The organism is Microbacterium sp. Z10_103 (genome assembly GCF_058310455.1).
Genome location: NZ_JBZEGK010000001.1, coordinates 1,066,005 through 1,078,384, shown reverse-complemented (window position 1 = coordinate 1,078,384; position 12,380 = coordinate 1,066,005). Strand labels below are relative to the sequence as shown.

General features: G+C 68.5%; 12 protein-coding genes. 1 reads left to right on the top strand and 11 read right to left on the bottom strand.

From position 1 onward, the window contains the following. Positions 1-92: 92 nt before the first annotated feature. From AC4FS2_RS05015 to AC4FS2_RS04965, 11 genes are all read right to left on the bottom strand, one after another. On the bottom strand, positions 93-449 hold the full coding sequence (locus tag AC4FS2_RS05015; RefSeq protein WP_491176440.1) for an RNA polymerase-binding protein RbpA: 357 nt from the start codon (positions 447-449) through the stop codon (positions 93-95). A 2-nt stretch (positions 450-451) separates the two neighbouring features. Beyond that, positions 452-700, bottom strand: a complete 249-nt coding sequence (gene secG / locus AC4FS2_RS05010) for a preprotein translocase subunit SecG (protein ID WP_484509424.1) — start codon at positions 698-700, stop codon at positions 452-454. Positions 701-780: 80 nt separating this feature from the next. Beyond that, positions 781-1,572 (bottom strand): triose-phosphate isomerase, encoded by a 792-nt coding sequence (tpiA, locus tag AC4FS2_RS05005; protein ID WP_491153145.1) that lies wholly within the window; start codon positions 1,570-1,572, stop codon positions 781-783. After that, positions 1,563-2,777 (bottom strand): phosphoglycerate kinase, encoded by a 1,215-nt coding sequence (locus AC4FS2_RS05000; RefSeq protein ID WP_491176438.1) that lies wholly within the window; start codon positions 2,775-2,777, stop codon positions 1,563-1,565. The genes tpiA and AC4FS2_RS05000 overlap by 10 nt, the downstream gene beginning before the upstream one ends. A 6-nt stretch (positions 2,778-2,783) precedes the next feature. Next, a complete protein-coding gene (gene gap / locus AC4FS2_RS04995) occupies positions 2,784-3,788 on the bottom strand; it encodes a type I glyceraldehyde-3-phosphate dehydrogenase (protein WP_491153147.1) in 1,005 nt (334 codons plus the stop codon). 108 nt (positions 3,789-3,896) lie between these two features. Next, positions 3,897-4,523 carry a superoxide dismutase gene (locus tag AC4FS2_RS04990; RefSeq protein ID WP_491153148.1) on the bottom strand — a complete coding sequence of 209 codons (627 nt, stop codon included), beginning with the start codon at positions 4,521-4,523 and terminating at the stop codon, positions 3,897-3,899. A gap of 126 nt (positions 4,524-4,649) precedes the next feature. Continuing rightward, on the bottom strand, positions 4,650-5,627 hold the full coding sequence (gene whiA / locus AC4FS2_RS04985; RefSeq protein ID WP_491153149.1) for a DNA-binding protein WhiA: 978 nt from the start codon (positions 5,625-5,627) through the stop codon (positions 4,650-4,652). A gap of 103 nt (positions 5,628-5,730) precedes the next feature. Next, complete coding sequence (gene rapZ, locus AC4FS2_RS04980) at positions 5,731-6,612, bottom strand: RNase adapter RapZ (protein ID WP_491153150.1); 882 nt, start codon at positions 6,610-6,612, stop codon at positions 5,731-5,733. A 21-nt stretch (positions 6,613-6,633) separates the two neighbouring features. Beyond that, positions 6,634-8,598 (bottom strand): excinuclease ABC subunit UvrC, encoded by a 1,965-nt coding sequence (gene uvrC / locus AC4FS2_RS04975; protein WP_491153151.1) that lies wholly within the window; start codon positions 8,596-8,598, stop codon positions 6,634-6,636. 2 nt (positions 8,599-8,600) lie between these two features. Continuing rightward, positions 8,601-11,534 carry an excinuclease ABC subunit UvrA gene (uvrA, locus tag AC4FS2_RS04970; protein ID WP_491176436.1) on the bottom strand — a complete coding sequence of 978 codons (2,934 nt, stop codon included), beginning with the start codon at positions 11,532-11,534 and terminating at the stop codon, positions 8,601-8,603. Between the two features lie 97 nt (positions 11,535-11,631). Beyond that, complete coding sequence (locus tag AC4FS2_RS04965) at positions 11,632-12,066, bottom strand: MarR family winged helix-turn-helix transcriptional regulator (protein ID WP_491176434.1); 435 nt, start codon at positions 12,064-12,066, stop codon at positions 11,632-11,634. 39 nt (positions 12,067-12,105) lie between these two features. On the opposite strand from AC4FS2_RS04965, the gene AC4FS2_RS04960 reads away from it, so the two are divergent. Then, entirely contained in the window at positions 12,106-12,342 is a 237-nt protein-coding gene (locus AC4FS2_RS04960; RefSeq protein ID WP_491153154.1) for a hypothetical protein, read from the top strand. The last annotated feature ends 38 nt before the right edge of the window (positions 12,343-12,380 follow it).

Here is a 12,380-nt window from a genome sequence, read left to right as displayed (position 1 = left end):
TCAATGCGGCGCAGCCGCGTTGCTCCGAGGCGGGTCAACGCAGAGCGAGCAGCCGAAGGCAGCGAGACGAAGCGTAGACGAGTCGCGCGGCCTCAGGCCTGGCCGCGACGGTCGCGCAGCGCCTGCAGGGCGTCGTCGAGGAGCGCTTCGGCCTCTTCCTCGGTGCGACGCTCCTTCACGTACGCGAGATGCGTCTTGTAGGGCTCCGCCTTCGCCAGCGCCGGCGGGTTCTCCTTGTCGCGCCCGGCAGGAAGCCCGGAGTGCGGGGAGTCGATGGTGTCGGGGATCTCCTCGTCGGGGATGCCGGCGGCGAAGTAGCGCACCGTCTCGTTTCCGAGGGCATCCCAGTACGACACCGCCACGCGATCCGCGTGGAAGCCGTGGTCCTGTTCACCCATGGGCCCCGCGCCGACGCGCGTGCCCCGAATCGCATTTCCGCCTGTCGCCATTGTCAGAGTCCCTGAAACTTGGTGATGAGCCCCAGCGACACGATGGACACGAACCATGCGAGCGCAAGGATGATGGTGAAACGATTGAGGTTGCGTTCGGCCAGCCCCGACGACCCGAGCGCCGACGTCATGCCGCCGCCGAACATGTCGGACAGCCCCCCGCCGCGCCCCTTATGGAGCAGGATCAGCAGGGTCAGCAGGAGGCTGGTGATGCCCAGCAGCACCTGCAGGACGAACTCGATGATCTGCACTGTCGAAAGCCTTTCGCGGCGACCCTCCCCGGTCGCACAAGGGTCAAGTATACGGGCGGCGGCCCCTCCGGCTCGAAAGCTCAGACGCCGACGTGCTTCTGGTACCGGATGATCGCGGCGAACTCTTCCACGACGAGGCTCGCGCCGCCCACCAGGGCGCCGTCCACGTCGGGCTGCCTCATGAAGCTCGCGATATTTCCCGACTTCACCGACCCGCCGTAAAGGACGCGGGTGCGTGCCGCCGCATCCGCGCCGAGCTTGTCGGCGACGACCTCGCGGAGCTTCGCGCACACGTCCTGTGCCTGATCGGGGGTCGCGGCCTGCCCGGAACCGATCGCCCAGACCGGCTCATAAGCCACGACGATGTCGGCATCGGCCGGCACGCCCTCGAGGGCGACCTGCAATTGGCCCACCGGCACCGCGCTCGCACCGAACTTCTCGAGGTCTTCGGCCGTCTCGCCGACGCAGATGACCGGCACGATGCCGTGGCGGAGGGCCGCCTGCACCTTCTGCGCCACGAGCTCGTCGGACTCGGCATGGTACTCGCGGCGCTCGGAGTGGCCGATGATCACGTAGCCGACGTCGAGCTTCGCGAGGAACTGGCCGGAGATCTCACCCGTGTATGCGCCGGAGTCCTGCGTGGACAGGTCCTGCGCGCCGAGGGCGAACGGGATCTTGTCCGCGTCCACCAGCGTCTGAACGGTGCGCAGGTCGGTGAACGGCGGGAAGACCGCCACCTCGACACTGCCGTTCTCGTGCTTGGCATCGCGAAGCGTCCAGTGCAGCTTCTGCACGAACGCGACCGCCTGGAGGTGGTCGAGGTTCATCTTCCAGTTGCCGGCGATGAACGGGGTACGCGTTGCTACGCCCATCCGAGGACCTCCAGTCCGGGGAGCTTCTTGCCTTCGAGGAACTCCAGGCTGGCTCCGCCGCCGGTGGAGATGTGACCGAACTGGTCGTCGGTGAATCCGAGCTGCCGTACCGCTGCGGCGGAATCGCCGCCGCCCACGACGCTCAGGCCGTCGACGGCTGTGAGTGCGTCTGCGACGGCACGCGTTCCGGCGGCGAACGGCGCCAGCTCGAACACGCCCATGGGCCCGTTCCAGAACACCGTGCGGCTCTCCCGGATCGCCGCGGCGAAGGTCTCGCCCGTGGCGGGGCCGATATCGAGTCCCAGGCCGGAGGCACCGAAGGGGGTGCTCTCCAGGGCGGTCGCATCGGCCACGACATGCTCGGCGTCGGCGGAGAAGGATGCGGCAACGACGGCATCCACCGGGAGGACGATCTCCACGCCTCGCTCGGCAGCGTCGGCGAGATAGCCCTTCACGGTGTCGATCTGGTCCTTCTCGAGCAGGCTCGCGCCGACGGAGTAACCCTGCGCGGCGAGGAACGTGAACATCATCCCGCCGCCGATGAGGAGCCGATCCACGCGCGGCAGCAGGTGCTCGATCACGCCGAGTTTGTCGCTGACCTTCGAGCCACCCAGGACGACCGTGTACGGCCGCTCCGGGTTCTCGGTGAGACGGTCGAGGACGTGCACTTCTGCTTCGATGAGCGACCCCGCCGCGGACGGAAGGATCTCGGCCAGGTCGTAGACGCTGGCCTGCTTGCGATGCACCACGCCGAACCCGTCGGACACGAATGCGTCCCCGAGCGCGGCGAGCTGCTGCGCGAACGCCCGCCGCTCGCCCTCGTCCTTGGCCGTCTCCCCCGGGTTGAACCGGAGGTTCTCGAGCACGGCGATGTCGCCGTCCTCGAGGGCCGCGACAGCCTCGGCGGCCGACTCTCCCACCGTGTCACGCGCGAACGCGACCGGCTTGCCGAGCAGCTCCGAGAGCCGCTGGGCAACAGGAGCCAGGCTGTACTTCGGGTCGGGCGCGCCGCTGGGGCGACCGAGGTGGGAGATCACGACGACGCGGGCGCCGGCGTTGATGAGGGCATTCAGGGTGGGCAGCGACGCACGCACACGTCCGTCGTCGGTGATGACCCCGTCCCCGAGGGGAACGTTGAGGTCACACCGGACGAGGACACGCTTGCCTGCGAGCGACCCCAGAGAGGCGAGGGTGCGCAGAGCCATGACGGCCTACAGGCGATCCGCGACGTACTCGGTGAGGTCCACGAGGCGGTTGGAGTAGCCCCACTCGTTGTCGTACCACGCCGACAGCTTGACCTGGTCGCCGAGGACGCGCAGGAGTCCGGAGTCGAAGATCGCCGAGTGCGGGTCGGTCACGATGTCGCTGGAGACGATCTCATCCTCGGTGTACTTCAGGATGCCCTTGAGCGGACCCGCCGCGGCTTCCTTGTACGCCTCTCGGATCTCCTCGACGGTGACCGGGCGGGAAGCCGTGACGGTCAGGTCGGTGATCGAGCCGGTGGGGATCGGCACCCGCAGCGCGAAGCCGTCCAGCTTGCCCTTCAGCTCCGGCAGCACCAGGCCGATGGCCTTGGCGGCGCCCGTGGAGGTGGGGACGATGTTGATCGCGGCGGCGCGAGCACGACGCAGGTCGCTGTGCGGCCCGTCCTGCAGGTTCTGGTCGGCGGTGTACGCGTGCACGGTCGTCATGAGGCCGCGCTCGATACCGAACTTGTCGTTGAAGACCTTCGCGAGCGGCGCGAGGCAGTTCGTGGTGCACGACGCGTTGGAGATGATGTGCATCGTGGCGGGGTCGTAGGTCTCTTCGTTCACGCCCATGACGAACGTGCCATCCTCGCCGGTGGCGGGGGCGGAGATGAGCACCTTGGTCGCGCCAGCGGTGATGTGCTTGCGGGCATCATCGGCCTTGGTGAAGCGGCCGGTCGACTCGATGACGATGTCGACGCCCAGCTCGCCCCACGGGAGGTTCGCGGGGTCGCGCTCAGCGAGCACCTCGATCTTCTTGCCGTTGACGGTGATCGACGTCTCGTCGTATGAGACCTCGGCGTCCAGGCGGCCCGTGACGGAGTCGTACTTCAGCAGATGGGCGAGGGTCTTGTTGTCGGTGAGGTCGTTGACCGCGACGATTTCAAGGTCAGCGCCCTGCGCGAGCGCCGCGCGGAAGTAGTTGCGTCCGATGCGGCCGAAGCCGTTGATCCCGATTTTGACGGTCACGGAGTCACTCCTGAATGTGTTTCGTGGGCGCAGAACGCGCTCTGATGTGGGTGTTCCAGGTTGGACGACGGCGTCCCGGCGGGTGTCCCACCGGGACGCCTGCGCCGTTTACGACAGTACCAGCAGACCTGCAGTCTTCTGGCGGGCGGTGGCGAAGCGCTCCTGCGCGTTCGCCCAGTTGGCGACGTTCCAGAACGCCTTCACATAGTCGGCGCGCACGTTCTTGTAGTCGAGGTAGTACGCGTGCTCCCAGACGTCCAGGAGGAGCAGCGGGACGGTCGCTGCGGCGATCTGACCCTGCTGGTCGAAGATCTGCTGGATGACGAGGTTCTCGCCGATCGAGTCCCAGAAGAGCCCGGCCCAGCCGGAGCCCTGCACGCCGAGTGCGGCGGCGGTGAAGTGAGCCTGGAACTTGTCGAACGACCCGAACGCGTCGTCGATGGCGGCAGCGAGCTCGCCGACCGGCTTGTCTCCGCCGTCCGGCGACAGGTTGGTCCAGAAGATCGAGTGGTTGACGTGGCCGCCGAGGTTGAAGGACAAGTCCTTCGTGAGCTTGTTGACGTTCGCGAGGTTGCCGGTCTCACGGGCTTCCGCGAGCTGCTCCAGTGCGGTGTTGGCACCCGTGACGTACGTCTGGTGGTGCTTGTCGTGGTGCAGCTGCATGATCGTCGCACTGATGTGCGGCTCCAGGGCGGCGTAGTCGTAAGGGAGGTCGGGCAATGAATACTTCGCCATGTTCTCTTCTTCCGTTCGGCGCGCGCCGAGACCCCGGCGCAGCGAGGATGACGTTTTCATCCTAGTGACCGGCAACACCTCCGCGCCCCGGTTGCTTCCCACCGGAACGCGGTGGGTGCGCGGGCGTCAGTCCTCGACGCCGGCGGGGACGGCAGACTCCGTGCCGGGGATCCCGTCGACTTCTGCCTTCTTGTCCGCCATGGCGAGGAGCCTGCGGATGCGGCCGGCCACGGCATCCTTCGTCAACGGCGGGTCGGCGTGGTGGCCGAGTTCGTCCAGGCTCGCGTCGCGGTGAGACAGCCGCAGTTCGCCCGCCTCGCGCAGGTGCTCGGGCACTTCGTCACCGAGGATCTCCAACGCACGTTCCACACGCGCGCACGCAGCCACAGCGGCCTGCGCCGACCGGCGGAGGTTCGCGTCGTCGAAGTTCACGAGCCGGTTCACCCCGGCGCGCACCTCGCGGCGCTGGCGGAGCTGATCCCACTCGGCGGCGGTGCGCCGCGCGCCCATCTCGGCGAGGGTGGCGCGGATCGCTTCACCATCGCGGACGACCACCCGCGGGACGCCGCGGACCTCGCGCGCCTTGGCGGCGACACCGATGCGGTGAGCGGCGCCCACGAGGGCCATGGCGGCCTCGGGCGACGGGCAGGCGATCTCCAGCGACGCCGAGCGTCCGGGCTCGCTGAGCGAACCCGCCGCGAGGAACGCGCCACGCCAGATGGCCGCGAGGTCGCCGCGCGATCCGGTCGTGAGCTTGTTGGGAAGGCCGCGGACGGGGCGCCGGCGCTGGTCGAGGAGCCCGGTCTGCCGCGCGAGGGTCTCCCCCGCCTCGATGACGCGGACGGCGTAGTGGCCACCGGTGCGGCCGCCGGATCCCTGCACGTGGACGAGCTCCGGACGGACGCCGTACAGCTCCATGAGGTCGCGCGCGACCCGGCGGGCGAGCATTTCGGAGTCGAGCTCGGCCTCCACGGCGACGCGGTTCGCGATCGAGTGAAGCCCCCCTGAGAACCGCAGAAGCGCCGTCAGTTCGGCTATGCGGGCCGTCGGCCGCGGGTCGCGGACGGTGGTCAGCTCGGCCTTTACGTCGGCGGTCAGCGGCACGGTTCTCCTTCGGGCGAGGGTGGGGGGACGACGTTACAGCCTACTCGCGGCCCCTCCTCGATGACGACCGGGTCGCTTCGCGACGGGCCTGTTCGCACCCGGCCTACTCGCGACCAAGATCACGATGCGCGACGCGGACGGCGACGCCCGGCGTCGATCGCAGGCGCTCGGCGAGCTCCCGGGCCATCACGACGGAGCGGTGTCGTCCGCCGGTGCACCCGATCGCGACCACGGAGTGCCGCTTGTTCTCGCGCTGGTATCCGTCGAGGACGGGGCGGAGGGCGGCGGCGTAGGCGTCGAGGAACTCCTCGGCGCCGGCTTGAGCAAGAACCTCGTCGCGCACCGCGGCATCCTCGCCGCTGAGCGCACGCAGATTCTCGTTCCAATACGGATTGGGGAGGAACCGCATGTCGGCGACCATGTCCACGTCGGTGGGCAGGCCGTACTTGAACCCGAAGCTCATGAGCGTCACGGTGTGCCGCGCCGCTCCCTGTTCGCTGAACAGCTCAACGGCGCGGGTGGTCAGCTGGTGGATGTTCGTGGTCGAGGTGTCGATGAGCACATCCGCGGATTCCCGCACCTCCGCGAGTTGCTCGCGCTCCCGCCGGATACCGTCGAGGATCGTGCCCTCACCCTGCAGCGGATGCGGTCGCCGCACCGCCTCGAAGCGCCGGACGAGGACGTTGTCGGCAGCATCCAGGAACACGACGCGCACCTGGCGGCCGGCGCGGAGAGTCTCCATCACCTCGGGGAGATCGGAGAACAGCTCGCCCCCGCGCACATCGACCACCACCGCGACCCGCGGTACGGCTCCCGCGGCGAGCTCCGTGAGCTCGAGCAGGGGCCGCAGCATCCGCGGCGGCAGGTTGTCCACGACGTACCAGCCGAGGTCTTCCAGTGCGTTCGCGACGGTCGTGCGGCCGGCACCGGACATGCCGGTGACGATCAGCACCTCGCCGCGCTCGCGCTGTGCCTCGTCGCTCATGGCCACCCCCGTCAGCACAGCCTAGCGAGCCAAATGCGCGTGGATGGACTCGGCGAGCTTCGGCCCGATCCCCGGCAGCTGTGACATCTCCTCCGGCGTGGCACCGCGCAGCGCCGTGACCGACCCGAAGTGACGCAGCAGAGCCTTGATGCGGGCGTCGCCGAGGCCGGGGATCTCGGACAGGACGCTGGAGATGTCGCGCTTGCGCCGCTTGCGCTGATGCGAGATCGCGAACCGGTGCGCCTCATCGCGCAGGCGCTGCAGCAGGTACAGCGCCTCGCTCGTCCGGGGAAGGATGACGGGGAAGTCCTCCCCCGGCAGCCAGACCTCCTCGAGACGCTTGGCGATGCCGCACAGGGCGATCTCCGGGTGCCCCGCGTCGGCCAGCGCCCGCGCGGCCGCTTCGACCTGCGGCTTACCGCCATCGACCACGAGGAGCTGCGGCGGGTAGGCGAAGCGCGGCCGCTTGCGCGCGGTGACGACCTCGGCGTCGGGGTCGGTGACGATGTCCGCCGTCGGCGCGACGACGCTGCGGGTCGCGGTGGCTGCCGCAGCGTCGGGCTCGTCGCCGCCCTGGGATTCCGGACGGTCCAGGTATGCCAGGCGCCGGGTGAGCACCTGGTACAGCGAGTCCGTGTCATCGGTGGTCTCGGGTACGCCGAAGGAGCGGTACTGGTCCTTCCGCGGGAGGCCGTCTTCGAAGACCACCATGGACGCGACCACGTTCGTGCCCGACAGGTGCGACACATCGAAGCCTTCGATGCGCAGCGGCGCCTCGGGAAGGTCCAGCGCCTCCTGCAGGTCGGTGAGCGCCTGGGTACGGGCGACGTAGTCGGTCGTGCGTCGCGTCTTGTGGAGCATCAGGGCCTGTTGCGCGTTGAGCGTCGCCGTCCTCATCAGGTCGGCTTTGCGCCCGCGCTGGGCGACCTGGATGGTGACATTCTTCCCGCGGCGTTCGCGCAACCAGTCTTCGAGCTCGGCGGCGTCGTCGGGAAGCGAGGGGACGAGCACCTGCCGCGGGATGTCGGTGGCGGGGGCGTCGCCGTACGTGCGCTGCAGCACCTGGTCGACCAGGTCGGCGCCGGAGATGTCGATCTCCTTCTCGATGGTCGTCGCCCGCACACCGCGGACGCGTCCGCCGCGGATGACGAAGTGCTGCACGGTGGCGGCGAGCTCGTCCTCGGCGATGCCGAAGAGGTCGGCGTCGGTGTCGGGGGCGAGCACCAGGGCGCTCTTGTTGAGCACCGCGTCGATGGCCTGGAGCTTGTCACGGTAGACCGCGGCCGATTCGTAGTCCATCGCCGCCGACGCTTCCCGCATCCGCGCGGTGAGGGCCTTCCGGAAGCGCTGGTCGCCGCCGGCCATGAACGCGACGAAGTCGTCGACGATCGCACGGTGCTCCTCGATCGTCACTTTCATCGAGCACGGCCCGCCGCAGCGTCCGATCTGGCCCGGGAAACAGGGGCGCCCCGACTGCATCGCCTTCTTGTACGACGCGTCGCTGCAGGTGCGGATCGGGAAGACCTTGATCATCAGGTCGATCGTGTCGTGCACCGCCCACACCTTCGGGTACGGCCCGAAGTACTTGGCCCCGGGGATGCGGCGATTGCGGGTCACGAGAACCCGTGGGGCCTCGTCCCCGAGCGTGATGGCCATGAACGGGTACGACTTGTCGTCGCGATAGCGGACGTTGAAGGGCGGATCGAACTCCTTGATCCACATGTACTCCAGCTGCAGCGAGTCCACGTCGCTGGCCACCACGGTCCACTCGACGGATGCCGCGGTCGTCACCATCCGCCGCGTGCGTTCGTGAAGCGAGCGCAGCGGGGCGAAGTAGTTTGACAGGCGCGCACGGAGGTTCTTGGCCTTACCGACGTACAGCACGCGTCCGTCGGCGTCGCGGAACCGGTAGACACCGGGGTTGGTGGGGATCTCGCCGGGCTTCGGCCGGTACGGAAGCTGCGACACCCGTTCTCGGGATGCCACGCTCAGCCGGCCTTGCGCTCGAGTTCCCGCTCGCGGGCTCGGATGGGCGCGGCGAGCGAGCGGCCGGCGAGCACCTCGGCCAGGAACGCACCCGTGTAGCTCTCCCGCACCCGCGCGACCTGCTCGGGGGTGCCGGTCGCCACGATGGTGCCGCCGCCCGAGCCACCCTCGGGGCCCAGGTCGATCACCCAGTCCGAAGACTTGATGACGTCGAGGTTGTGCTCGATGACGATGACCGTGTTGCCCTTGTCCACGAGGCCGTTGAGCACCTGCAGCAGCAGGGAGACGTCTTCGAAGTGCAGGCCGGTGGTCGGCTCGTCGAGCACGTAGATCGAGCGGCCGTTGCTGCGGCGCTGCAGCTCGGTGGCGAGCTTCACGCGCTGCGCCTCGCCACCGGACAGCGTCGTGGCCGACTGACCCAGCCGCACGTACCCGAGGCCGACGTCGACGAGGGTCTTCAGGTAGCGGTGGATCGCCTGGATCGGCTCGAAGAACTCCGCAGCCTCGGAGATCGGCATCTGCAGCACCTCGGCGATGTTCTTGCCCTTGTAGTGCACGGCGAGCGTGTCGCGGTTGTAGCGCTTCCCGTGGCACACCTCGCAGTCGACGTACACGTCGGGGAGGAAGTTCATCTCGATCTTGATGGTGCCGTCGCCCGAGCACGCCTCGCACCGGCCGCCCTTGACGTTGAAGCTGAACCGCCCGGCCTGGTAGCCGCGGACCTTCGCCTCGGGCGTCTCACTGAAGAGCGTGCGGATGCGGTCGAACACTCCCGTGTAGGTCGCCGGGTTCGACCGCGGCGTGCGGCCGATGGGTGCCTGGTCGACGTGCACGACCTTGTCGAGGTTGTCGAGTCCCGTCACCCGGGTGTGCTTGCCGGGGACGCGGCGCGCACCGTTGAGCCGCGAGGCGAGGACTTCGTAGAGGATGCCGTTGACCAGCGACGACTTACCCGATCCGCTCACGCCGGTGACGGCGGTGAGGACTCCGAGGGGGAAGTCGACGGTCACGTTCTGCAGGTTGTTCTCCCGCGCGCCGACGACGGTGATCTGCCGCTTCTTGTCGATCTTCCGGCGCTTGGCCGGTGTCGCGATGGCGCGGCGCCCGGACAGGTACGCGCCCGTCAAAGACTCTTCGTCCGTGAGGAGTTCGGACAGCGGACCCGAGTGCACGACATTGCCGCCGTCGACCCCGGCGCGCGGACCGATGTCGACGACCCAGTCGGCGGCGTGGATGGTCTCCTCGTCGTGTTCGACGACGATGAGGGTGTTCCCCAGGTCGCGGAGCTTGATGAGCGTCTCGATGAGTCGCCGGTTGTCACGCTGGTGCAGCCCGATGGAGGGCTCGTCGAGGACGTACAGCACCCCGGTCAGCCCCGATCCGATCTGCGTGGCGAGCCGGATGCGCTGTGCTTCACCGCCGGAGAGCGTCGCTGCCGCCCGTCCCAGGCTCAGATAGTTCAGGCCGACCTGGATGAGGAAGTCCAATCGCGCGCGGATCTCGCGCAGCACCGCCGCAGCGATCTGCGCCTCACGGTCGGTGAGCTGCAGCTGGGCGAAGTACTCCTGGGCCTCGCCGAGGCTGAGGCGCGACGCATCCGCGATGGAGTGACCGTGCACGAGCACGGCCAGCACCTCGGGCTTGAGCCGGTCTCCGTCACAGACCGGGCATGGGACCTCGCGGAGGAACTCCGACCAGCGCTGACGCTGCGTGTCGGACTCGGCCTGCAGGTATTGCCGCTCGATGTAGGGCACGACGCCCTCGAAGCCGGAGGTGTACCGCATCTCGCGGCCGTACCGGTTCTTCCATTTGACGGTGACCTTGTAGTCCTCGCCGCGCAGCACGGCCTGGCGCACGTCCGACGAGAGCTTCTTCCACGGGGTGTCGAGGGAGAACTTCAGGTCGCGCGCGAGTCCTTCCAGGAGCCGCTCGTAGTACTGGAAGAGACCCTTGCCCTGGGTCGTCCAGGGGATGATGACGCCCTCGCGGATGGAGAGCTCTTCGTCGCCGAGCATGAGGTCGACGTCGACCGACATGCGGGTACCGAGGCCCGAGCACGTGGGGCACGCGCCGAACGGCGCGTTGAACGAGAACGTCCGCGGCTCGATCTCGGTGAGCTGGATGGGGTGGCCGTTCGGGCACGACAGCTTCTCGGAGAAGGACTGCCACGCGTCATCGCCTTCTTCGTCGACGAAGTTGACCTGCATGACGCCGCCGGCAAGTCCCAGAGCCGTCTCGACCGAGTCGGTGACGCGGCTGAGGATGTCGGGGCCCGCCACGAGGCGGTCGACGACGACGGCGATGTCGTGCTTGTAGCTCTTCTTCAGGACGGGCGGTTCGGCCAGCTGCACCAACTCGCCGTCCACGACGGCGCGGGCATATCCCTTCGCGCTGAGCTCCTTGAAGAGGTCGACGAACTCGCCCTTCTTCTGCGTCACGACAGGCGCGACGATCTGGAAGCGCGTGCGTTCGGGCAGCTCTATCAGCTGATCGGCGATCTGCTGCACGGTCTGCCGCTGGATGGTCGCACCGCAGATCGGACAGTGCGGCACGCCGATGCGCGCCCACAGCAGGCGCATGTAGTCGTGGATCTCGGTGATCGTGCCCACGGTCGAGCGCGGGTTGCGGTTCGTCGATTTCTGGTCGATCGACACCGCGGGGCTGAGGCCCTCGATGAAGTCCACGTCGGGCCGATCGACCTGACCGAGGAACTGACGCGCGTAAGCGCTCAGCGACTCGACGTAGCGGCGCTGCCCTTCGGCGAAGATCGTGTCGAACGCGAGACTCGACTTGCCGGAACCCGACAGACCCGTGAAGACCACGAGCGCATCGCGCGGAATGTCGAGGTCGACGTCCTTCAGGTTGTGGACGCGCGCGCCACGAACACTGAGCTTTCCGCTGGTGTTTCCGGGCAGGACGGCAGGAACGATGGGCACCCGTCAAGTTTAGGCGGGGGTTCTGACACCGGCTCCAGGTTCGCGGCCAGCGCACCCGCCGAGTATCGTGCGGCCGCGGCACATCCGGGTTGGCGGATCAGGCGGAGCGACGCCCGGCGAACGGGGCGAGGCCGTCGCGGAGGGCGATGAGTGCCTCGGCGCTCATGCCCGTGCGCTCCATGATCTGCTCGGGTACGCGGACGGCATCCGAGCGCAAAGCCCGGCCGGCGTCGGTGAGCGCGATGTCGAGCACGCGCTCATCCCCCACCCTTCGGGCACGGGTGACACGGCCTTGGCCCTCGAGCCGCTTCACCAGGGGTGAGAGCGTCGCCGGCTCCATGGCGAGTTCGGCGGCGAGGTCGCCGAGCGAACGCGGCGACTGCTCCCACAGCGCGAGCAGGACGAGATACTGCGGGTGCGTCAGCCCGAGCGGCTCGAGCACAGGACGGTAGATCGACACCACGTTGCGGGCGGCCGTCACCAGCGCGAAGCACACCTGATTGTCGAGCTTGAGCAGATCGTCCTCCGACACCCGTGCTCCTTCCGCCAATTGGTTAGTACACTAAACATCATGGCACGAAGCGATCCGGAGCGGCCCCCGTTGCGCGAGCGCGTGCGTGCAGCCGGCGGCTGGTACACCTACGTCAACACCCGTCTGATCCGCATCGCCGGTCCGGCATCGGTCGGCCCCTACGAGACGACCCCGGAGCCCTCGCGCACGGAGCGTCCGTGCCCGCTGTGCGGCAACCCCATGTCGGCGCACACGTTCGACCGCTCGGGCCCGAAGCCCCTCATGACCTGCCCCTGACGCGGGTTGCCGGACCTTCCGTCCGGAATTCCGCCGAC

Bases quoted from the DNA above. Each gene is read 5' to 3' on its own strand.
- AC4FS2_RS05015 (WP_491176440.1), bottom strand. From the start codon at position 449: ATGGCGACAGGCGGAAATGCGATTCGGGGCACGCGCGTCGGCGCGGGG.
- tpiA (WP_491153145.1), bottom strand. From the start codon at position 1,572: ATGGGCGTAGCAACGCGTACCCCGTTCATCGCCGGCAACTGGAAGATG.
- AC4FS2_RS05000 (WP_491176438.1), bottom strand. From the start codon at position 2,777: ATGGCTCTGCGCACCCTCGCCTCTCTGGGGTCGCTCGCAGGCAAGCGT.
- AC4FS2_RS04990 (WP_491153148.1), bottom strand. From the start codon at position 4,523: ATGGCGAAGTATTCATTGCCCGACCTCCCTTACGACTACGCCGCCCTG.
- rapZ (WP_491153150.1), bottom strand. From the start codon at position 6,612: ATGAGCGACGAGGCACAGCGCGAGCGCGGCGAGGTGCTGATCGTCACC.
- AC4FS2_RS04960 (WP_491153154.1), top strand. From the start codon at position 12,106: ATGGCACGAAGCGATCCGGAGCGGCCCCCGTTGCGCGAGCGCGTGCGT.